The sequence below is a fragment of the Actinoplanes sp. NPDC049802 genome, assembly GCF_040656595.1.
GTDB lineage: Bacteria > Actinomycetota > Actinomycetes > Mycobacteriales > Micromonosporaceae > Actinoplanes.
Map to the genome: position 1 here is coordinate 39,530 of NZ_JBFAMR010000013.1, position 22,008 is coordinate 61,537.

Genomic DNA, 22,008 nt, shown 5'->3' on the forward strand with positions numbered 1-22,008 from the left:
GGCGACCGGAGTTCCTGGCTCCCAGGGCAGAATCCCCTGGTGACAGTGGCGGGACCGCGCCGGACTCGCACCGGCTTCCTCCGCGGCGTCGCCGCTCGTTGGCCCACAACCTTTCCGAACCCCGGTGTCCCGCGTCAAGGCCGAACGGCCGCTGTGACGCTGCCGACCCGCCGAGAGCCGACGGTGAATTCCTGTCGGGGGTCGGCCGTAGTATCCGGGCCATGTCTCCCGTCCGGACCTCCGACACCGATGCCTGTCCCGGCGCGTTGCGGCTGCACGCCGCCGCCGACGGGCTGCTGGCGCGAGTCCGGCTGCCCGGCGGGCTGCTCACCGGCGCCCAACTGCGCTCGCTGCGCGAGCTGGCCGAGGAGTTCGGCGACGGCGCCCTGGAGCTGACCTCGCGCGCCAATCTCCAGCTCCGAGGCCTTTCGGCCGACGACGCCCCAGCTCTGGCGGCCCGCTTGAGCGCCGCCGGCCTCCTGCCCTCCCCAACCCACGACAATGTACGGAACATCGCGTCGCCGCCGCTGGCGGGATCGGCGGTGCGGGCTCTCCTTCCGGCGCTGGATCACGCCGTTCTGGCCGATCCGGGCCTGGCCGCCCTGCCCGGCAAGTTCCTGTTCGCGCTGGGCCAGGTCCCGCTGGTCGCCGACGTCGCCGCCGTTCCGGCCCCCGCCATCCACCCGCCTACGACCGTGCCCACACCGTCGGCGCCCGCCTCCCACCCGGCCGCCGACGTTCCGGCACCGTCCACGCCCGCCATCCACGCGCCCGGCACCGGGCCGGGGGCCGGGGCCGGGCTGTTCGCGATCCGTTTCGCCGGGCACGACACCGGGCTCCGGGTGGAGACCGGCCGGGTGGTGGAGGCGCTGATCGCGGCGGCACACGCGTTCCTCGCCGAGCGGGAGGAGCAGCGGGGCGACGGCCCGGCGGCGTGGCGGCTGCGGGAGCTTGGCGACGGTCCGGCCCGGGTGTCGGCCCGGGTGGAGGCCGCGCTCGGGTTGACGCCCGTCACCGTGGCGGCCGCGGTTCCGGTCGGGGACACCGGCGCCGCCGATGTGGTCGGTGTCGTCGCCCAGCAGGACGGGCTGGCCGCGGTGGGGGCACTGGTGCCGTTGGGGCGCTTGGACGGCGTACCCCTCCGGGTTCTGGAAGAGGCCGGTCAGCTGGTGGTGGCGCCCTGGCGCGGAGTGATCGTGGCCGATCTGCCGCCATCGGCGGCGCCGGAGTGGGTGGAGCGGCTGGCGGCGGCCGGGCTCGCGGTGGCGGCGGGTTCGCCCTGGTCCGGGGTGACCGCCTGCGCGGGGCGGCCGGGTTGCGCGAAGTCGCTGGCCGACGTGCGTGCCGACGCCACGGCCGCGGCCCGGTTCGTCGACGGCCTGCCGGTGCACTGGGTGGGGTGCGCCCGAGCGTGCGGCAGCCCACCGGGCCCGCACGTCCGGGTCGAGGCCACCGCCGACGGCTACCTGGTCACCCGCGAGGACGATGACCGATCCGGCCCGGCCCGCCCACCGAAGACGACCGGCACGGAACGCGACGAGACCAGCGCGGCCCGGGCGGTGGCGGCGACCGGCACGGAACGCGACGAGACCAGCGCGGCCCGGGCGGTGGCGGCGACCGGCGCGGAACGCGACCGATCCGGACTGGTCGGCCCATCGACTGCCGGGGCGGTATCGCCGAGGATCAGCGAGGTCGGCACGGCCGTGACCGCATTGGGGGAGATCGTGGCTGTGGCTAGGAGGCTCTGATGGAGTATGTGCGCGACGGCGCGGAGATCTACCGGCGTTCGTTCGCCACCATCCGGGCCGAGGCGGATCTCTCCGGGCTGCCGGAGGACGTGTCGCGGGTGGTGGTCCGGATGATCCACGCCTGCGGGATGGTGGATCTGGTGCGGGACGTCCGGTTCAGTCCGGGTGTGGTGACCGCGGCGCGGAAGGCTCTGCTCGACGGTGCGCCGATCCTGTGCGACGCGGAGATGGTGGCGTCCGGGGTGACCCGGTCGCGGCTGCCGGCGGCCAACGAGGTGATCTGCACGCTGCGGGATCCGTCGGTGCCGGGGCTGGCCGCGGCGATCGGCAACACCCGCAGCGCGGCCGCCCTGGATCTGTGGGGCGACCGGCTGGGCGGCGCCGTGGTGGCCGTCGGCAACGCGCCGACCGCGCTGTTCCGGCTGCTGGAGATGGTCGCGGCGGGCGCGCCCCGGCCGGCCGCGGTGCTCGGCATCCCGGTCGGTTTCATCGGCGCGGCCGAGTCCAAGGAGGCTCTCGCCGAGTCCGGCCTGGAGTATCTGATCGTGCGTGGCCGCCGGGGTGGCAGCGCCATCACCGCGGCCGCGGTGAACGCCCTCGCCTGCGAAGCGGAATGACCCGGAATAGGTCGGGAACGGAAAAGATGACGAACCACCCTGTACGGAGGACCGGCCGGCTGTTCGGGGTCGGGCTGGGCCCCGGTGACCCGGAGCTGGTCACCGTGAAGGCGGCCCGGCTGATCGCGGCGGCCGACGTGGTGGCCTACCACGCGGCCGGGCACGGGCGCAGCAACGCGCGTGCCATCGCGGCCGGCTACCTGCGGGAGGGCCAGATCGAGGAGGCCCTCATCTACCCGGTGACCACCGGGACGACCGACCATCCGGGCGGCTACCAGGGCGCCATCGACGACTTCTACGCCGAGTCGGCGGCGCGGCTCGCCGCGCATCTGGACGCCGGCCGGGACGTGGTGGTGCTCGCCGAGGGCGACCCGTTCTTCTACGGCTCCTACATGCACATGCACAAGCGACTCGCCGGCCGGTACGACGCCACCGTCGTACCCGGCGTCACGTCGGTGAGCGCCGCCTCGGCGGTCCTGGGCCGGCCGCTGATGGAGCGCGACGAGGTGCTCACCGTGCTGCCCGGCACGCTGGAGCCGAAGGATCTGGCGGCACGCCTGGCGGTCACCGACTCGGCGGCCGTGATGAAGCTGGGCCGCACCTTCGAGGGCGTCCGGGAGGCGCTCGCCGAGGCGGGCCGGCTCGACGACGCGTGGTATGTGGAGCGTGCCACCACCGGCCGGGAGCGGTCCGGGCCGCTGCGTGACGTCGATCCGGCCACGGTGCCGTATTTCTCGCTGGCCCTGCTGCCGAGCCCGGCGGCGGCCGCCTTCGGGTCGGCTCCGGCGGTTCCGGCCGTGTTCGCCGAGGCCACGGTCGACACCACGTTCAACGGGGCGGCGGTGGCGACGGCCGAGCCGGTGGGCGGGCTGGTCAGCCTGGAGGACGCGAACGCCGCGGCGCTGACCCGGTTCGCGAGCGGCGACGACCGCGGCACCGGTGGGGTGACGGTGGTCGGGCTGGGCCCGGGCGCCCGGCACTGGCTGACCCCGGAGGCTCAGGAGGCGCTGGCGGCCGCGGACGATCTGGTCGGCTACGGCCCCTATGTGGACCGCGTGCCACCGAACCCGCGGCAGCGCCGGCACCCGTCCGACAACCGGGTCGAGGCGGAACGCGCCGCGTTCGCGCTGGACCTGGCGAAGCGCGGGCGCCGGGTGGCGGTCGTGTCGTCCGGTGACCCGGGTGTCTTCGCGATGGCCGCGGCCGTTCTGGAGGTGGCCGAGGATCCGCGGTGGGTGGACGTGCCGATCCGGATCATCCCGGGTCTGACCGCCGCGCAGGCGGTGGCGAGCCGGGCCGGGGCGCCGCTCGGGCACGATTTCTGCATCCTGTCGCTGTCCGACCGGCTCAAGCCGTGGTCGGTGATCGAGTCCAGGCTGGAGGCGGCGGCCACCGCCGATCTGGTGGTCGCCCTCTACAACCCGGCGTCGAAGAGCCGCCGGGAGCAGCTGGTCCGGGCTTTGGAGCTGCTGCGCGGGCACCGTCGCCCGGGCACGCCGGTGGTGGTCGGCCGGGATGTCGGCGGCGCGGGCGAGTCGGTGCGGATCACCACGCTGGCCGCGCTGGATCCGGCCACCGTCGACATGCGCTGCCTGCTGATCATCGGCTCGTCGCAGACCCGCGCGGTGACCCGCGGCGACGGGACGACGGCCGTCTTCACTCCCCGGCACTATCCGGCGTAGACGGCCACCATCGGCCGGGACCGCCGGAATGAAGGGCGGTTCCCGGTCCACTCCCCATCCGCAACCACCTTGCAGCACGGCAATCCTCGTGGTGGCCGGTGGAAAACCGAATAAAGGGGTCAGCAAACGAACCTACGAGGTGAAGGGCTGACCCTCAGTGAGTACTGCTCGCAAGCGTGCGGCGATCGTGGCCTCTTCGCTCCTGCTCGCCGTCGCCGTGCCGGCCTCCGGGTCCTTCGCCAGTACGCCGAAGCCCACCCCCAAGGCCTCGGCCCTGCCGAAGGCCCCGACGAAGGCCCCGACGAAGGCTCCGACCAAGACCCCGACGAAGGCTCCGTCGAAGGCCAAGGCCAAGCCCGCCGTCGTGCAGTCGGCGACTTTGGAGACCCGCCTCACCGCGGTGCTCGCAGCGAAGACCATCAACTACTACCCGTCCAACGCCGGCTGGTCGGCGATGTGGACCGGCTTCGACGCCACCCGCATCGACGCCGACATGGCGAAGGCGGCCGCGCTCGGCGCCGACAACGTACGCGTGATCGTCTTCCCGCAGTCGTTCGGTTTCCCCCGGCCGAAGGCGGAGTACACGGAGCGGCTCCGCAAGTTCGTCAGCACCGCCGCCGCGCACAACCTGACGGTCAAGTTGACCCTGTTCGACTGGTGGTCCGGCTATCAGGACGCGGCCGGCAGCGCCGCCTGGGCCAAGGCGGTGCTGGCCCCGTACACGAACGATCCGCGGGTGCTGTCCGTCGAGCTGAAGAACGAGTTCCAGTCCACCGATCCGGCCGCCGTGGCGTGGGTGCGCAGGCTGATCCCGGCGGTCCGGGCGGCCGCTCCGGAGATGCCGCTGACCCTGTCGGTGGACGGTGGCGCGGGCGCGGCCGGCCTGGCCCGGATCAAGGCGTCGCTGACGTCGACCCCGCTGGACTACTTCGACTACCACTTCTACGGCAACTCGGAACGCGCCTACGCGGAGATCAAGCGTGCCCAGGCGGCGGTCAGCCCGGCCCCGATCGTGATCGGTGAGACCGGCCTGAGCACGGCCGTCTACAGCGAGGGCGATCAGGCCGCGTTCCTGGCCCGGGTGTTCGAGGGCGCCCGGAAGGCGGGGGTGAGGTCGGTGGCGCCGTGGACGCTGTACGACTTCAGCCAGGGTGCCATCCCGTCGAACTCGCAGGTGTCGCGGATGCCGGCACAGTACAAGTTCGGCCTCTACCGCCCGGACGGGACGGCCAAGGCTGCCGCCGCGGTGGTACGCGCCGCCTGGACCGGGGAGGAGCTCACCACCGGCATCCTCGACCTGGGTTTCGAGGCGAATCCGGCGGCTTCGCCGTGGCGCCCGTACCTGGCCGACGAGGGTGCCGCGGTGCGCGTCAGGGACGCGGTCCGCAGCGGCAGCTTCTCGGCACGGTTCGGGCGGACCGGCCGGTACGGCAACGGCGTGCCGTCGATCCGCACGTCCCCGCTCGCCCCGGTGACCGCCGGCGACACCTGGCACGCCGAGGCGTGGGCCCGCGGGGTCAACGTGACCGGCACCAACGAGATCGCGCTGAGCTGGTTCGACATCAACGACCGGTGGCTGGGCCAGAGCACCTCGAAGCAGATCGCGAAGGGCAACAGCGGCTGGACGAGGCTGACCGTCGACGCGGTCGCCCCGCCCGGCGCGACGAGCCTCCAGCTTCACCTCAAGTCGGGTGACAACCGCGGCACGGTCTGGTTCGACGACGTGTCGCTGTCCTGACCGGTGGTGGCCGGATGCCGTCCGGGAAGCACCGGCTGAGCCACACCGATCCGGGCCAGCAGGCGGGCGTACGCGTCGACCGTACGCCCCCAGGAGGACGGATCGGTGTGCCGCCGCCCGGCCAGCCCGGCGGCCCGCACGATCGCCTCCCGCAGCTCGCCCGGATCGGCCGCCGGCACCAGAACCGCCCCGCTGTACGCCTCGGCCGCCTCGACCAGGCCGCCGACCGCGGTCACCACCACCGGCAGGCCGTGGCTCATCGCGATGTGCAGCGGCCCGCTGGCCGAACTGCGCCGGTAGGGCAGCACCACCACGTCCGCGTTCGCGAAGTACTCGTTGACCTCGGCGTCCGCGACGTACCGGTTGACGAACGCGATCCGGTCCCGCACCGGTGACGCCTCGATCATCTCGCCGGGCAGGGTCCAGCCCTCCCACGTCTCCCCCACCACGGTCAGGTGGTACTGCGGGCCCAGCGACTCGAACGCCTCGATCAGATCCTCCAGACCCTTGTACGGCCGGATCGTCCCGAAGAACAGCAGACGGCACACGTCGTCGCCGGGTTCGCGTACCGGCCGGTCCGGCAGGTGGTGGTCGAACGGACCGTGCAGCGCCACCTCGGACGGCACCCCGCCCAGCCGGTACGCCTCGTCGAGCGCCGCCTGGTCGAACCGGGAGTGGACCACCACCCCGTCGGTGCGGTTGAGCAGCGGGCCGATGCAGCGGCGCACGTACCGGGCCGCCCAGCGGTGCCGGGCCTCCCCGGTGTCCTGCACCTCGTGGAACTCGACCACCACACGGATGCCCAGCGCCCGGGCGGCCATCGTGAGAACCAGATAGGAGTGCAGCACCGTACCGGTCCACCACTGCAGCACCAGCACGTCCGGACGGAACCGGCGCAGGAACGCCACCGCCCGGAACAGGCTGGGTACGGCGTACCAGTCGATGCCGTCGAAAACGCGTACCCCGTCGGCGTAGCGCAGGTCGGCGAGAGGGCGACCGACCCGCTCCCGGCCGGGATAGAGCCGGGCCGGCAGGAGGCGGCGCATCAGGATCGTGCCCACCTCGTACCGGTCCGCCAGCGCGTTGCTGAGCCGGCAGGTGTAGTAGCTGATCCCGGAGAGGAACCGCCAGCCCGAGCCGACCACCAGGATGCGGGCCGGACGGTCAGCGGGGATGGGCGGCGATGCAGGCACGGTAGACCTCCTCGATCTGGGGTACGACGCGGGCCGCGGTGAACGCGAGGCCCCGCTGATGGCCGGCGGCACGCAGCCGGGCGGCCAGGTCACGGTCGGTGAGCACACGCCGCAGCGCGGCGTGCAGGGCGCCCGGGTCGCCGGGCGGCACGAGCAGGCCGCTCACCCCGTCCTCGACGACGTCGAGCAGGCCGCCGGAGGCGGACGCGATCAGCGGGACGCCGGCCAGCATCGCCTCCACGGCCACCTGGCCCATCCCCTCCAGCACCGACGGCACCACCCCGGCGGAGGCGCCCCGCCAGGCGGCCATCACGCTGGGATGCGGCACATCGGTACGCAGGTGGACGCCCTCCGGAATGGGCGGGGTGTCCGCCCGCCGGGTTCCGAGGCACACCAGCTCCGGCGGACCGTCCGGGCCGGGCCAGTCGGCGCAGAGTTTCTGGTACGCGTCGAACAGCACGTCGATGCCCTTGTGCGGGCCGAGCTGGCCGACGAACAGCAGGTAGGGCCGGTCCGGCAGCCACTCCGGCCGCGGGGTGACCCGGGCCAGCTCGTCCAGGCCGTCCGGAACCAGACTGGAGATCACCCGCACCGGCAGCTCGCCGGGCAGCCGGGCCAGGTTCAGCGCCGAGGCCACCGACGACGAGATCGCGGTGAGACAGTCGATGCCCCGGTGCGAGTGGGCCCGCAGTCCGGCGGTGAGCAGGGCGGACTTCGGCGTGCCGTACTGCTCCGAGGCGCACCGCACACACCGGCCCAGACCCGGCCCCTCGCAGCGGCGGCCGTTCTGGGCGAACGTCTTGCGCACACACGTCAGCCCGAAATCGTGGGCCGTGTGCACATGCGGCAGCCCGAACGGCCCGAAGTGCAGCGGCAGGTAGCTGTACATCAGCCAGTCGTGGCTGTGCACCAGGTCGAACTCGTTCTCCCGCAGCACCCGCGCGATCTCCGCGGTGGTCAGCGGGTCCGCGACGGTCGGATGGAACGGCTTCCGTGGATCCCGGTTCATACCGGGCAACAGGGTGTTCGCGACACTGCGGACGCGGATCACGCGTACCCCGTTGATCATCTCGTCGTGCGGCGCCTCCGGCGTCGCCAAGGTGAGCACGGTGATCTCGTGCCCGCGCCGCACCATCTCCTCGCCGCTGGTGGCGATGCTGCGCTCCAGGCCGCCGATCACCGGCGCGTAGAGATTGGACAAATGCAGGATCTTCATCACTTTCTCCGGGTGGGTGACTCGCCGCCGGCTCGCTGCCGTTCTTCAACCCCGTCGGGTACGCCGTGAGCACCCGATTCCGGTCCTTCCGTGGTGCCGCGCCGGTCGCCCCTCTGCGGCGTCTCCCCGTCGGCGGGCCCGGACCGGCCGGCCGTCAGCACTGCCTCCGGCCCATCGGCACAGCCGCCACCACCAGCCGCCACAGACCCGGTGGGAAGGCGGCGGAACACGGCCACGGCGGCTACCAGAACGGCGGCGGCGGTCTGGCCGGCCAGCCAGGCCAGGCCGGCTCCGGTCACGCCGTGCGTGGGCAGCAACAGCCAGGCCAGGAGCAGACAGGTCACGGCGCGGACCAGGTTGAGGCGGCGGCAGAGGCGGAACTCGCCGCGGGACCGCCAGTGCGCCACCGCCAGGTTCGCCACCGCGTCGGGGAGCGCGGCCAGCACCAGGATCCGCAGCAGCGGACCGCCCTCGACGGCGTAGGCCGCGCTGAACAGGCCGAGCACCAGATCGCCCGCGAACAGCAGGACGACGGCCGGGCCCCCGACCACGGCGAGCACCACGACGGCGGCTCGGGTGACGGGCACGTCGGCGGCGTTGGTGCGTTCGGCGTACAGGGCTGAGGCGACCGCCGGGGAGACCATGAACAGCATCGAGGCCGTCATCCACGCCAGGTAGAAGTGGGCGTTGGCGTCGGCCCCCAACCGGGCCGTGACCAGCACCGGCAGGATCGCCGCCGGCCCGGCCTGGGTCAGGTTGATCAGGTGGTGGCCGGTCAGCGCGGACCGCAGGTGCGGCAGCTCGGTGCGCAGGCCGGTGAGCCGCGGCCGGGCTCCGGGACGCAGCCGGCCCAGCGCCGCGACGATCGTGACCAGGCAGATCAGCAATGCCGGCAGGGTCCAGGAGAGCAGCACGGCCACCGCGCCGTGGAAGCCGGCGGCCAGCACCGCGACCAGCGTGACGAGCTTGCCCCCGGCCACCGCCAAGTTACGCAGCAGCATGCCGTGACCGGCCCGGTGCGCCACATAGAGGTTGTCCAGCAACGTGGTCAGGGTGATCGCCACCGCGGTGGCGATCAGCGCGGCCGTCGCGGCCGGGCCGGACAGGAAGGCGAAGTTCCCGGACAGATCCGGAATCACCAGGGCGGTCGCGGCGGACGCCGCGACGGTGGCCACCGTCCCGGCGGACAGGCCGACGCCCACGATCCGGGACCAGGTGCCGGTGTCGCTGCCGGGCAGCCGCTGAATGAACATGTGCCCGGCACCCAGGTTGGCGATCATGCTGACGGCGGTGGCGGCCGAGATGAGGGCCGTCGCGGTGCCGATCCGGTACGGCGGAACGGTCCGCGCCGCGAGCATCCAGTAGAGGTAGCCGAGGCCTCCGTTGCTCACCGTGGTAGCCATGATCAGCAGGCTGTTCCGGGCCAGCGAGTCCCGGGACAGCCTGCGGGCGGCGGTGATCAGCACGCGACCCGCTCCAGGGTGGGAGCCGCGGCCCGGGCGTGCACGGTCCCGGCCGGTACGGCCGTGCCGCCGCCCATGCCGCCGGTGCCGACCGGGCCCGGATCGGCGAACCGGCCCGGAACACCCTCGCGGATCTCCCCGGCCGAGGCGGGACCCGGCACGGCACCGCCCCGGACGTTCGAGCCGTTTCCGCCGCCGGGTGACACACCGGCGAAACCGGGGTCGACGAAACGGCCGTTGACGCCTGGGCGCTTTCCGTCTGCGGCTCCGCCCGTTCGGGTACCCGGCTGGTTCTTTCCGGGAACGGCTCCCGCACCCGCCGAACTCGCAGGCCGCTTACCCGGAACAACTCCCGCACCCGCCGAACTTGCGGGCCGCTTACCCGGAACAACTCCCGCACCCACCGAACTCGCAGGCCGCTTACCGGGAACGACTCCCGCATTCACCGAACTCGCAGGTCGCTTACCGGGAACGAGTGTCGTCCCCGGGGTGACGGCCGTGTGGGAGGCGCCGTCCCGGACAGCCGGCCGCTTACCGGGAACGACCCCCGCACCCACCGAACTCGCGGGCCGCTTACCGGGAACGACTCCCGCACCCACCGAACTCGCGGGCCGCTTACCGGGAACGACTCCCGCACCCACCGAACTCGCAGGCCGCTTACCCGGAACGACATCCGATTTCGTGGAGGCCGCGCCCAGATGCCGGTCGCCGGTACGCTTCTTGCCGGGAGCGACAACCGATCTGCCGGCATCGGGTCGTGTCTGGGCGGACCCTGTGCCTCTCTTCCCCGGGAGGGCACCCGCCCCCACCGGACCGGCAGGCCTCTCACCGGGAACAACGCCCGGCCGCAGCGGACCCGCAGGCCTCTTGCCGGGAACCGAACCCTCCCCGGCAGCGCCCGTGGATCCCTTACCGGGAACCACACCCGCCCTCACCGGACCGGCAGGCCTCTCGCCGGGGACGGATGTCGTGCCCGGAGCGCCCGGGTCGGTGGAACCGGCCCGGACACCGGGCTGGTTCAGGCCGGGAACGACCGCGGCGCCCCCGGCGTCGGCGGAACCGCCGGCCGAGGTGGGGTCGTGGGCGGCGCCGGAGGACGGGTCGCCCACGGTCGTCGAGTCGTGCACCCCAGGGCCGCTGAGCGCGGGGCCGGCCGGAGCGCCGCCCCGGACGGCGGACTGCCCGGCGGTTCGTGGGCCCCGGGCGTAGAAGCCGGTGCTCGTGGCGCCGACACTGATGTCGATCGCGCGAAGGCAGCCGTCCGGAGGCAACGCCGGGACGTGGACGGTCAGCGAACGGACCGAGTCGGCGGCCACCGTCAGGGGCTTGCTCGCCACGATCTGGCCGCCTACCCGCAGTTGCAGCGGGGTGGTGACGGCGTCCAGCCCGGCGCTGGTCACCAGCACCGGGACGGACAGTCCCCGGACCGGCACGGTGACGGGACGGTCGATGGCGGCGGCCCAGCCGTTCAGGGCGACGCTCAGATAGCCGGGTTCGGCAGGATGCGGCGCGGCCAGGTAGGCGCGGACGGCGACCGCTCCGACGGCCACCGCGATCATCACCGGTACGCCGACGATCGCGGCCGTCCGCGCGTACCCCTGATCGGGTTGGGGATCACCCGCCATGATCGCGCCCTCGGCCGAAGGGTGACCCGCGATCTCCGTGGTCTGCTCCTCGGACGGAGAGTGGCCGGCGGACGGGCGGTCCGAAGAGTGATCCGACGTGTCCTCGGCCGGGGCTTGATCGGCCGAAGGATCGGCCGGGGAACGCCCTGACGAAGAATCGCCCGAAGCGTCGTCGGCCGCGGAGCCCGGAACAGGGCCCGCCGGAGGATGCCCGGTCGACGTGCCGGTCGACGTGCCGGTCGACGGCTGGTCGGCGCCGGGGCCGGCTGGGGGATGGCCTGGTGAGAGAGCGGCCGCGTGGCTCCGCTGGGACGGGAGGGCGGTTCGGGTGGCCGCACGCCGGGTGGCCAGCCGGGCACGCAGCAGGATGGCCGCGCCGAGGAGCGTGGCCGTCGTGGCGGTGCCGGCGACCAGCGGAACCGGCCGCACCTGGAAGCCGGCCAGGTGCAGCAGCAACGCCACCAGCGGCAGGGTGACCAGGCCGGTGACGGCGGCCAGGCCGGCCCGCACGGCCGGAACCCCGGTCTCGGCCGGGACGCCGGGCAGGGCGCGGATCCAGAGTTCGCCGATGGCGTGGAGAGCCACCAGGCAGAGCGGGCCGGCGAGCCAGGGGCGGCCGTCCGCGGCGAGGGCGCCGCCGAGGCCGGCGTAGACGACGAGCAGCGGCCGGATCATCGTGCCCCCATCCGGACCCGCTGGCCCAGGCTGTCGAAGTCGAACCGGTAGATCGCCAGGTGCGGGCCGTCGTAGATCTTGATGAGCCAGGGCAGGGCGTCGAACTTGGTCAGCTGGGACCGGGTGAAGCCGGGTTTCCCGTCGTGCGGGATCGGCTCGTTGTTCTCGAAATAGATCTTGATGTCGGGCACCTGCTCGGCCATCCGCCGGTCCACCACCAGATATTCGAAACGCCAGGTCCGGAGTTGCTCCAGCAGAGCGGCGGGCATCGGCCGGCCCGGCTGGGTGATGTACAGGTCGTAGGCCGGGAAACTCTCCGAGCCGGTGGTCGGCTCCTGCTCGCCGTACGAGCCGAGGATCAGCCCGGAGTAACGGTCGGCGACCAGCCGCGCGCCGCGTCCCTGGGTCTCCAGCAGCCAGCGGGAGGCGGCCAGCACCTCGGGTGTGGCAGCCCGGGTGTCGGAGCCGAAGACCGGCGGGCCGGGCAGGCGGTAGGCCGGATTCATGCCGGCCGCCGTGTTCCCGACCATCACCAGCGCGCACCCGGCCAGCAGCAGCGCCCCGGCCGGTCCGGATCCGGTCAGCCGGGATCGACCGATCGGGCGACGCGCCACGTCCAGCAGTGCGATGATCAACGGAGCGACGGCCACGGCGATGCCGAGGTAACTGAACGCCCAGGACCGCCGTGCGCCCTCCGCCCCCGCGGGCGTGAGGATCAGCAGGGTGGCCGGGAAGTAGAGGGCGCCGAGCAGCAGCATGGCGCCGGAGACCGCCTTGGTGACCGGTTCGGCGAGCTGCCGGCGACGCCACCAGAGCACCGTGGCGCCGACCGTGGCGAGCAGGGCGAACCCCGGGGCGGCGAAGGCCGCGTACTGCTCCCACCAGGGGGCGATCGACTGGCTGAACAGGGTGCGGCCACCGGAGCCGGAACCGGCCATGCCGCTGAACTGGTCGAGGGCGCGGCCCAGGTACGGCTCCAGGTATCTGCCGGTACGCGGCGAGACGGCGCCCATCCAGAGCGCCACCGCCCCGCCGGTGCAGGCGGCGAGCAGCCACGCGGTACGCGACGCCGCCGCCTTCCGCCCGATGAGGACCGTGCAGGAGAACGCCACCAGCCCGAACATGCCGGTCAGCCAGATCGCGGTGAGATGGTGTGTGGCGGTGATCGCCAGGGCCAGCAGCACGGTCAGCGCGAACCAGCGGGCGCGGGGACCACGGTCACCGGTCCGGACGGCGCGCAGCCCGGCCGCCAGCGCCCACACCATCACCCCGATCGCCAGGGACTCGTAGCCGAGCTGGGTGTCGAAGTAGAGGAACGAACTGTTCAGGCTGTAGACGAGAGCGGCCGCGGCGGCGATCCGCGAATCCGGCCACAGCTGTCCCGCCAGGACCGCGACACCGAGCGTCACCAGCACGTGGGCCAGCACCAGCACGAACAGCGCGGCATGCCAGACGGTCAGGCCGGTGAGCGAGGCCAGGGAGGCGACGGTGGCGTGCAGGCCGGGATAGTCACCGATCACCCGTACGATCGGGTTCTGCTGGAACAGTACGCCGTCGAGGAGGATGTCCCGGCTCTGTCCCCAATGGGCGTACTCGTCGTGGAAGAGCGGGCCGGTGGGATTGCGCAGCAGTTTCGGCAGGTAGGTGAAGCAGGCGTAGCCGACCAGAACGGCCAGCCGGAGCCGGTCGTCCGAGCCGCGGCGAACCGCCCAGTACGCCGCCGGCAACGTGAAGACCAGCATCCCGGCCCAGAACCAGGTGAACGCGCCGTCCTGCCCCCACTCGGCCCGCCGGTACGCGGTGACCAGCGCCGCCGCCCCGCCCGCGGCGGCGATCGTGAGACTGAGACCGGCGGCGGCCGGGACCGCCCAGACGCGCCGCGGCGCCCCGGGCGGCCGGCCGTCCCGCCGGTCGGTCGTGCGGCTGGCCGTGGCGGCGCTCATTGTGTGATTGCCCCCGTGGTGGGCTGCCGGTGGTGGGCCTCCGCGGTGGGGACCGGGTGGCGGGTGACCGGGGCGGTAGCGGTACGGCGGGCCACCGCGGCGTAGACGTCCCGGGTCGCGCCGACCACCTCCGGCCAGGTCGGCAGGATGGCGGGCCGGGTACGGCCGGTGGCCGCGGCCGCGGACAGGGCGGCCGCCAGGGCCGGCTCGTCGTCCGGGTCGGCGAACCGCAGCCACGCGCTGTCCCCGGCCAGCTGAGCCACCTCGCGGTGTGCCGGAATCGGGGTGGCGACGGTGGGCAGCCCGGCGGCGAGCGCGTCGGCCACGCCCATCCCGAACGCCTCGTACGCGGAGGCGGACACCGCCGCCGACGCCTGGGACAGGCAGTGGTCGAAGGCGGCGTCGTCGAGCCGCCCGTGGAACACCACCCGTCCGGCCAGCCCGAGGTCGGCGGCGAGCTGCCGCAACCGGTCCCCGGCCGGGCCGGTGCCGACCACGTCGAGGCGGTGTTCCGGGCCGAGGTGGGTCATCGCGCGAATCACCCGGTCCACACGCTTGTACTGCTCCAGCCGTCCGACGCAGAGGATCCGCCGGGTGCGCGGCGGGCGGGCGACGGAGACCGGCCGCGGGTCGGTGCCGTTCGGGATGACCACGATCCGGGTGGCGACCTCCGGGAAGTCCCGCAGCACCAGCTCACGCTCGGCGGAGGTGACACAGACGACGGCCGAGGCCCGGTGCATGACGGCCCGGCCGAGCGGCCGGTAGAGCGGGTGCAAAGCGGCACGGAACCGGGTATGTCCGGTGCCGTGGTAGTGCGGCGTGAACACCAGCGGAGTGCGGTTGCCCAGAGCGGCGCAGAGAGCGGCGAGGGCGTGGTAGCTGTGCGCGTGCAGGACGTCGTACTCGGCGGCGTGGGCACGCAACCAGCGCCACAACGGGACGGAGAGCCGGTAGTTCCCGGCCGGGACGGTGAGCGGAAAACGGCGCACCAGCACGCCGTCCACGGTCTCCACCGATCGGGTGGCGTACTGGGTGATCACCTCGACGTCGTCGCCGGCCGCGGCGAGACCGGCGCACAACCGCTTGACGTGGGTCTCCACCCCACCGATGTCCGGATGGTAGGCGTTCGAGACGATCCCGATCCTCATTGGGCCTGTTCCTTGACCCGCCGCCCGGCCCTGGACCGCTTCGGCCGCCATTCGCGGGCGATGGTCCGCAGCACCCGCATCCCGTCGGTGAGGGCGTTGAGGTTGCTGACGCCGTGAATCCGGGAGTGCTCGAAGCTGGCGACCTCCACGATGGTCAGCTCGGCGCGGGCCGCCCGCAGGTTGAGCAGCGTCTCGATCTCGAAGCCGTCGCCCCACAGCCGGCCGTCCGCGTTGTCCGGCGCCGGGGAGGTGCTGTCCAGGTCGAACACGTCCAGGCAGTGTGCCCAGAAGGCGTTGTAGCCGTAGCAGAGGTCGCTGTACCGGGTTCCGAACAGGACGTTGACCAGCATGCTGAGGCATTTGTTGCCGGCCCGGCGCAGCCGGGTGATGTCGGCGCTGCCGCCGGCGCCCTGGAAGCGGGATCCCTTGGCGAAGTCGGCGCCGTCCCGCAGCGCCTCGATGAAGCTCGGGATCTCCAGCGGGTCGGTCGATCCGTCCGCGTCGATCATGACGATGATGTCGCCGGTCGCCTCGGCGAACCCGCAGGCCAGAGCGTTGCCCTTGCCTTTGCGGTTCTGGCGTACGACGCGAATGTCCGGGCGCAGGCGGCGGGCCACCGCCACGGTGTCGTCGGTGGATCCGCCGTCGACCAGGACGATCTCGTCCACCTGCGGGAGCCGCGCGAAGACGTGTGGCAGGTTCTGGGCCTCGTTCAGTGCCGGGACGATGACGCTGACCCGGGGCTGGGGTTCGGCGTCGTCCTCGGGCGGGGCCGCCGGGATCTTGATCTCGATGTCGGTGGTGGTCAGGGACATGACGTCGCCGGTCTCGTCGGGAAGCACACGGTCGACCGTGGGCATGGCTGTCTCCGATCGGGCAGGTGAGGTCGGCCCGGGCCGGGCCGGAGCATGGTTACGGGCCGGGGCGCGTACCCCGGCAGGAGATGTTGGGTGTCACGCCGACGGCGTGGTGACGTTCCAGTCGTAGACGTCCTGGCGCGAGGTGACGTCGCCGGTGGCGCCGGTGAAACCGATCCAGCCGCTGGTCACGCCGGCGGTCCGGGCGACGTCGACGTTCTGGTCGAGCAGGAGCTGCTCGGTGGCGCCGGGTGAGACGGCGCGGACGTGCACGGTGAGCCGGTGGGCCGCCGCGTCGTAGCGGATCCGGGCGTGGAACGGCTTGCCGTACAGCGGGGTCGAGGATTCGGCGAGCGCGGCGTGCCGGTCGGGGTTGCCGCCGAGCGCGACCGCGAGATGGTTGCTGCTGGGATCGGGCGTGTTCCGGTAGGTGTCGAACTCGACGGCCACGCTGCGGCTGATTCCGCGGTAGCCCAGGCCTCCGCCCCAGCCGCCGAGGGCGCGTGCGCCCTTGCCCTGTGCCACGAAGGCGATGCCGTCGGCGCCGTTCCGGCCGTTGCGCAGGTGCGCCGTGAAGGCGATCTCGAACGAGCGGGTCAGATCCGCCCGCTCGGTCAGCCATGCCGAGCCGGCCTGCTTGAAGCTGTCGTTGGTGAGCCGGATGACGGGCTGGTCGTCGCCCGCCCGGTGGACCAGCTTGGCGGTGCCGTTGAGGGTCACCTGCCGGTCCGCCGGGGGTTTGCCGTCGGCGGCGAGCGCTCCTCCGGAGTACACCGCGGCCACCGTGGAGAGCAGGGCGGAGGCCCAGAGACCGCCCCGCGCCACTCTGGACGAACGAGAAAGACGCACGACATGCTCCATTTCAGCGGATTTGCCCGACTTAGACTTGGCCTAAGCTAGGGCAGTCCGAGAAGCCGCGTGAGCGAGTCTCCGTTATTACCCCCGATGGTTTTTGACCCCGAGGGGAAACCGCGCGTATGCGGTCCATCGCCGATGGTAGGCAGATTCAGGCCGCTCCCCGTGGACGAACCGGTGAGTAGCTCACCGGAAGAGACGCTCCGCGCGCATGTCCGGAGTCAGCGGAGCGGGCGCTCCGCTTTCGGGTCGAACAGCGGCTCCACCGTCACCGTGGCGAGAAGTCTCCGGTCGAAGTAGCCGATCTCCACCTGGGTTCCCGGAACGGCAAGGACGGACGGCAACCAGGCGTACGCGATCGGAGCACCCGCCGAGCACCCGTACGCCGCACTGGTCACATGACCCACCACGAACCCGCCCGCGTACACCGGCTCGCCGCCCACCGGAACGTCCCCGGTCTCGGCCAGCACCAGGCAGGCGCTGCGCCGGTCCGGGTCGGCCTCGTCCTCGTCGGTGGTGTCGGTCCACCGCAGCCGCCGCCCCTTCTCCATCCGTAGACTGTCCTGGGCGAGCCGGCCGGCGGCGATCAGCCCGAGTTCCCGGCCCGCCTCCCAGACGGTGTCCCACAGCCGCGGCCCGTACCCGGCCTCGGTCCAGATCTCCCAGCCCAGCTCACCGACACCGGAGATCCGCAGCAGCGTCACCGGCGCCATGCCCAGGTACCCCTCCCGCGCCTGGAGGTGGCCGAAGGCGGCGAGGTCGACAGTGGTGAGCGGGGCGAGCAGTTCCCGGGCGGCGGGCCCCCACACACCGAGCGCGCAGGTGCCGGCCGAGACGTCACGCACGGCCACGCCGGGCGGGGCCGTACGCAGCAGCCGGTCCAGATCGAGCGGGCCGTTGGCGCCGATCAGGAAACGGGACCCGGCGAGCCGCGCCACGGTCATCCCGCCCCGTACCCGGATCGCGCCGACCGGGATGCCGGCGCCGGCGGCGAACGATCCGGTCACCTCGATCCGGGTGAGCGGCGTCAGGTCGAACAGCGCGACCCGGCGGCGGGTCAGCCGGGCCTCGGTCTCGGCGATCGGCGACCGGTGCCGGCCGGACCACTCGTCCCGGGCGGCCGGTGTGTCCGGCGCCGGGTTGGACGCGTACCAGAGCGGGGTCTCCCAGCCGCCGGCCTCACCGAACACCGCGCCCAGCTCGGTCTGCCGGGAGTGGAACGGGCCGATCCGCAGGTCGCGGACCCCGGGCGGGTCGGCCGGGTGGGCGATCCGCCGGCTGTCGGCGAGCCGGCGGACGGCGCGGCGCCGCACGTACTCCGGGGAACAGCGGCCCGGGTCGAACCGGTTGAGGTCGCACTCGTGCAGGTCGATCGCCGGCCGGCCGTCCACGATCCATTCGGTGAGGGCCTTCGCGGCGCCGGCCGAGTGCGCCACCTCCACAGCCTCGGCCACCCACAGGCCACGCGGCTCCAAGACCTCGCCGAGCAGCGGAAACCCGTCCGCGGTCACCCCCAGAACCCCGTTGTACGCCTCGTCGAGGGCGGTGCCGCGAAGCGCCGGAATCAGGTCGGTGGCCGCCGCCCAGGACTGTTTGAAGGTGTCCGGTGTGAACGGCAGCATCGCCGGGTGCGCGTCGCCGGGCAGGTCGCCGAGGCGTACCGGACTCGGGTCGGGCCGGACCGAGCCGACGCCCAGCCGCTCGCCGTGAGCCCGCAGGTAGAGGCCTCGGTCGGGATGCCGGACGATCGGCAGGGTGTCGTCGGCGCCGGCCGCGGTGGTCCGCACGTACTGCTGGATCATCGGGACGACCGGGCGGGCCGTCGCGCCCCAGAACCCGGTGCAGCTCACCACCAGACCGGCCGGGAAGACCTCGTCCTCGACGGTGTTCACCCCGGTGACCCGCCCTTTGTCGGTTATCAGATTGGCGACGCGCCTATTCCCGATAAACCGCGCGCCGCGGGCCGTGGCGTTCGCCGCCTGGACCTCCGCGGCCCGGACCGCCGCCACCAGACCGTCCGACGGGACGTGCAGGCCACCCAGCACCAGCGACTTCTCCAGCAGCGGGAAGACGGCGAGACAGCCGGCCGGGTCGACGACCGCGGACGGAACCCCCCACGCCTCACCGAATCCGTGCCGCCGGTGCAGATCGGCCAGCCGTTCCGCCGTGGTGGCCAGTTCGAGCCCACCGACCGGCGTGTAGCAGCCCAGCCGGGAATACTTCTCCACGGTGTAACGGGCGAGCCTGGTCATGGTCCGCGACGGCGCGATCTGCGAGATCAGCCCGGGCGTGTGCGAACTCGACCCGCCGGCCTCGAAGAGTGGCCCCTGCTCCAGCACGGTGACATCGGTCCAGCCCCGGGCGGTCAACTCGTCGGCCATCGCGCACCCGACGATGCCCGCGCCGATGATCACCACCGCCGGGCCGGGCACCGCTCAGCCCGCCGCGCTCAGCGGCGCCGTCCAGCGCAGTTGAGGGTGACGGGGTATCAATCGCAACCGGGCGTGACGCCGGGCTCCGAACCGGCGGGTCACCAGGCGGATCTTGAGGGCTCGGGGCCGTACCGGCCGGTTGAGCGCCACCGTCGAAGTCACCGTTCTCCTCCCCGATACGAGGTAGCGGCCACGCTGGGGACAAGGATCATCACGTCCGGGGTCGCGGTCAATGGGCCGAGCCGTCTTTTAACGAATACCGCCGTGGAAGCCCGGCCCTTCAGAACTCCGCCGGGCAACTCACCAATCAGACAGCGGGGCTGCGCCGGCCAAGCCGCCGCCCCGGGCCGGACGTTGACGTCCATGCATTCCGTCCAGCAGCCGGTTCGGTCGTTCACCAACGGGATCCCTTCAGCTGGGGGTGAAGTCGAACCAGTGCAACAAGCCCGGCATACTGCCCGCGTGCCTCATCCGTTCCTCGACGGCCCCGGACCGATCGCCTTCGCCCATCGCGGCGGGGCCGCGGCGGGCGACGAGAACACCGCCGAAGCCTTCGAGCGCGCCGTCGCCATGGGCTACCGGTACGTGGAGACGGACGTGCACGCCACCGCCGACGGCATCCCGGTCGTCATCCACGACGCGGGCCTCGACCGGGTCGCCGGCGAGGCCGTCCGGGTCGCCGATCTAACCTGGGCCGACCTCGCCACGGTACGGGTGGGCGGCGCCGCCGCGGTGCCTCGCCTGGACGAGGTGCTGCACGCCTGGCCGCGAATCCGGTTCAACGTCGACGTGAAGTCCGACCCGGTGGTCGAGCCGGCCGTCGCCGCGGTCCGCACGGCCGGCGCCGAGGACCGGGTGCTGGTCGCCTCGTTCAGCGACGCCCGGCTGGCCCGGGTCCGCGCGCTGGGCGGGCCGAAGATCGCCACCTCGCTCGGCATGCGGGGCGTGGCCCGGCTCCGGATCGCGTCGACCACCGGGGTACGCCTACGGCTGCCGGAGTCGGTGGTCGCCGCCCAGGTCCCGGTGCGTCACGGCCGGGTCACCGTGCTCACCCCGCGCTTCATCGGCTACCTGCACCGGCTCGGACGGCCGGTGCACGTGTGGACGATCGACGATCCGCGAGAAATGAATCGCCTCCTCGACATGGGTGTCGACGGCATCATGACGGACCGCATCGAAGTACTTCGCGACGTCTATGCGGCGCGCGGTTTCTGGCCCCGTTAAGGCACTGGCCGCTCACCGGCCGTTCAGCTAACCTCCCAGTTCAACGTCGTTCCTGCAAGATCGCGTGAACCGGGGGCATCATCCGTTCGGATGATGCCGGGGGTTCAAGACGAATCCCATATCTTTTCTTTAAGTTCGCCATAAGAATTCCTCAAATCCCACCGCGGAATTGCTTTCCGTGAGACGCGTCCCTAACGTCTGCGGCGTCCGGGAATTCGGGGAAAAGAAGGTCTCGTCATGCGAAGCTCGGGTCAACGACGCACCCGGCTGTTGGCTGCCGGCGCAGTACTCACCGCGATCGGCGGCGTCATCGGATTCACCCAGCTCGCCTCGGCCGAGGACAACGCCACCAAGGCCGGCGAGAGTGGGGCGGGGAAGGTGGTCGGCAACAACCTGACCATCCTCACCGACACCTGTGTGGACAGCGACTTGCCGGCACACGACGGCTTCCAGCGCGGCGAACGATGCGTGTCCACCGAGTTCGGCGAGGTCGGCGCGGCCGCCGACAACCCCACCCTGCTCATCACCCGGGCACCCGACGACGTCACCGTGGGAACCCCGTTCACCCTTCAGGTCAGCACCCGCAACCTGATCCGTGACCGGTTCCTCGCGGCCGGGCAGGGCGGGTACTACGTGGAGAGCAGCGTCCTGGCGAACGGCCTGGTCCGCGGTCACTTCCACACCGCCTGCCGGATGCTCACGAGCACCGACGAGGCGCCCGAGTCCGCACCGGTGCCGGCGTTCTTCGTCGCCACCGAGGACCGCCGCGGCGGCGCCGACCCGGACACCGTCACCATCCAGGTGCCCGGCCTGCCGCAGGAGGGCACCGCCCAGTGCTCGTCGTGGGCCGGGGACGGCTCACACCGGATCCCGATGATGGAGCGCGCCAACCAGACGCCGGCCCTCGACTCCGTCCGGATCACCGTCCGGGCCGCGGACGACAACGACGGCGGCCAGAACGGCGGCGACGGCAACGGCAACGGCAACGGCCAGAACGGCGGCGACGGCCAGAACGGCGGCGGAAACAACGGCGGCGACGACGACGGCCAGAACGGCGGCGCCACCCCGACCACGCCTCCGACCAGCGCACCGGCGACCACCAAGCCGACCCGGCCGTCCACGACGAAGCCGACCACCCCACGGACGAACACCACCACGGCGAACGCGACGCCGCGCGCCACCACCACGGCCGACGACGACGCGACCGCCGGCGCCTCCGGCGACGACCGCGGCACCGCGACCTCGGAGCCGACGGACGAGAAGGACGAGAAGACGACCGGCGGCGGCACCGAGAACTCGGGCGGCGACGGCTCCGGCAACGACACGCCGAAGACGACGCCGACCAAGAAGGCCACCCCGTCGGAGATCGACCCGGAGCCGGAGCCCACCGAGACCGACGGCCCGGCGCTCGCCGCCGACCCCGGTGACGGCGCGCCCGACGAGCCGGAGAGCACCACCGACACGCTGGCCGAACCCCCGGCCCAGCAGAGCGGGCCGATCGCCCTGGTCAGCAACAACCTGGCGTGGATCGGCGGCGGCGCCGTCCTGGTCCTGGTCGGCCTGGTCATCGCGGCCTTCCTCCGGACCCGGCC

At 72.8% G+C, this 22,008-nt stretch carries 14 protein-coding genes, 1 pseudogene and 1 riboswitch; of the genes and pseudogenes, 6 read left to right on the plus strand and 9 right to left on the minus strand.

Annotation, left to right across the window (positions count from 1 at the left end; all coding sequences use genetic code 11):
• Window positions 1–8 precede the first annotated feature (8 nt).
• Window positions 9–81: riboswitch (cobalamin riboswitch) on the minus strand.
• Between the two features lie 140 nt (window positions 82–221).
• The 4 genes from AB0I88_RS12150 (at window position 222) to AB0I88_RS12165 (ending at window position 5,785) form a co-directional block, all read left to right on the plus strand.
• Complete coding sequence (locus AB0I88_RS12150) at window positions 222–1,748, plus strand: precorrin-3B synthase (RefSeq protein ID WP_361021732.1); 1,527 nt, start codon at window positions 222–224, stop codon at window positions 1,746–1,748.
• The gene (locus AB0I88_RS12155; RefSeq protein ID WP_361021950.1) at window positions 1,745–2,365 is read left to right on the plus strand and encodes a precorrin-8X methylmutase; all 621 of its coding nucleotides are present in this window, start codon (window positions 1,745–1,747) and stop codon (window positions 2,363–2,365) included. The genes AB0I88_RS12150 and AB0I88_RS12155 overlap by 4 nt, the downstream gene beginning before the upstream one ends.
• 26 nt (window positions 2,366–2,391) lie before the next feature.
• Window positions 2,392–4,047: a precorrin-2 C(20)-methyltransferase gene (locus tag AB0I88_RS12160; RefSeq protein ID WP_361021735.1), complete on the plus strand. Its 1,656-nt coding sequence runs from the start codon at window positions 2,392–2,394 to the stop codon at window positions 4,045–4,047.
• 187 nt (window positions 4,048–4,234) lie between these two features.
• Window positions 4,235–5,785, plus strand: coding sequence for a glycosyl hydrolase (locus tag AB0I88_RS12165; RefSeq protein WP_361021738.1), 1,551 nt, complete (start codon window positions 4,235–4,237; stop codon window positions 5,783–5,785).
• Here the strand turns inward: AB0I88_RS12165 and AB0I88_RS12170 are convergent.
• The 9 genes from AB0I88_RS12170 to AB0I88_RS12210 form a co-directional block, all read right to left on the minus strand.
• Window positions 5,725–6,978 carry a glycosyltransferase gene (locus tag AB0I88_RS12170; RefSeq protein ID WP_361021741.1) on the minus strand — a complete coding sequence of 418 codons (1,254 nt, stop codon included), beginning with the start codon at window positions 6,976–6,978 and terminating at the stop codon, window positions 5,725–5,727. The genes AB0I88_RS12165 and AB0I88_RS12170 overlap by 61 nt on opposite strands.
• Window positions 6,950–8,194 (minus strand): glycosyltransferase family 4 protein, encoded by a 1,245-nt coding sequence (locus AB0I88_RS12175; protein ID WP_361021744.1) that lies wholly within the window; start codon window positions 8,192–8,194, stop codon window positions 6,950–6,952. Before AB0I88_RS12175 ends, AB0I88_RS12170 begins: the two co-directional genes overlap by 29 nt.
• Window positions 8,194–9,660 (minus strand): sugar transporter, encoded by a 1,467-nt coding sequence (locus AB0I88_RS12180; RefSeq protein ID WP_361021747.1) that lies wholly within the window; start codon window positions 9,658–9,660, stop codon window positions 8,194–8,196. The genes AB0I88_RS12175 and AB0I88_RS12180 overlap by 1 nt, the downstream gene beginning before the upstream one ends.
• The gene (locus tag AB0I88_RS12185; protein ID WP_361021750.1) at window positions 9,654–11,957 is read right to left on the minus strand and encodes a hypothetical protein; all 2,304 of its coding nucleotides are present in this window, start codon (window positions 11,955–11,957) and stop codon (window positions 9,654–9,656) included. Before AB0I88_RS12185 ends, AB0I88_RS12180 begins: the two co-directional genes overlap by 7 nt.
• Complete coding sequence (locus AB0I88_RS12190) at window positions 11,954–13,900, minus strand: hypothetical protein (protein ID WP_361021753.1); 1,947 nt, start codon at window positions 13,898–13,900, stop codon at window positions 11,954–11,956. The genes AB0I88_RS12185 and AB0I88_RS12190 overlap by 4 nt, the downstream gene beginning before the upstream one ends.
• A complete protein-coding gene (locus AB0I88_RS12195) occupies window positions 13,897–15,048 on the minus strand; it encodes a glycosyltransferase family 4 protein (protein WP_361021755.1) in 1,152 nt (383 codons plus the stop codon). The genes AB0I88_RS12190 and AB0I88_RS12195 overlap by 4 nt, the downstream gene beginning before the upstream one ends.
• Window positions 15,045–15,908, minus strand: a complete 864-nt coding sequence (locus AB0I88_RS12200) for a glycosyltransferase family 2 protein (RefSeq protein ID WP_361021758.1) — start codon at window positions 15,906–15,908, stop codon at window positions 15,045–15,047. Before AB0I88_RS12200 ends, AB0I88_RS12195 begins: the two co-directional genes overlap by 4 nt.
• Before the next feature lie 93 nt (window positions 15,909–16,001).
• Window positions 16,002–16,754 (minus strand): L-type lectin-domain containing protein, encoded by a 753-nt coding sequence (locus AB0I88_RS12205; RefSeq protein WP_361021761.1) that lies wholly within the window; start codon window positions 16,752–16,754, stop codon window positions 16,002–16,004.
• A gap of 227 nt (window positions 16,755–16,981) precedes the next feature.
• A complete protein-coding gene (locus AB0I88_RS12210) occupies window positions 16,982–19,192 on the minus strand; it encodes an FAD-dependent oxidoreductase (RefSeq protein WP_361021765.1) in 2,211 nt (736 codons plus the stop codon).
• Window positions 19,193–19,654: 462 nt separating this feature from the next.
• On the opposite strand from AB0I88_RS12210, the gene AB0I88_RS12215 reads away from it, so the two are divergent.
• Window positions 19,655–20,416, plus strand: coding sequence for a glycerophosphodiester phosphodiesterase (locus tag AB0I88_RS12215; RefSeq protein ID WP_361021769.1), 762 nt, complete (start codon window positions 19,655–19,657; stop codon window positions 20,414–20,416).
• Window positions 20,417–20,809: 393 nt separating this feature from the next.
• A pseudogene (locus tag AB0I88_RS12220) lies at window positions 20,810–21,343 on the plus strand (Pecanex-like protein 1); the annotation flags it as partial.
• Between the last annotated feature and the right edge of the window lie 665 nt (window positions 21,344–22,008).

Coding starts and splice junctions, on each gene's coding strand:
- AB0I88_RS12150 (WP_361021732.1), top strand. CDS start 222: ATGTCTCCCGTCCGGACCTCCGACACCGATGCCTGTCCCGGCGCGTTG.
- AB0I88_RS12160 (WP_361021735.1), top strand. CDS start 2,392: ATGACGAACCACCCTGTACGGAGGACCGGCCGGCTGTTCGGGGTCGGG.
- AB0I88_RS12175 (WP_361021744.1), bottom strand. CDS start 8,194: ATGAAGATCCTGCATTTGTCCAATCTCTACGCGCCGGTGATCGGCGGC.
- AB0I88_RS12185 (WP_361021750.1), bottom strand. CDS start 11,957: ATGATCCGGCCGCTGCTCGTCGTCTACGCCGGCCTCGGCGGCGCCCTC.
- AB0I88_RS12190 (WP_361021753.1), bottom strand. CDS start 13,900: ATGAGCGCCGCCACGGCCAGCCGCACGACCGACCGGCGGGACGGCCGG.
- AB0I88_RS12195 (WP_361021755.1), bottom strand. CDS start 15,048: ATGAGGATCGGGATCGTCTCGAACGCCTACCATCCGGACATCGGTGGG.
- AB0I88_RS12200 (WP_361021758.1), bottom strand. CDS start 15,908: ATGCCCACGGTCGACCGTGTGCTTCCCGACGAGACCGGCGACGTCATG.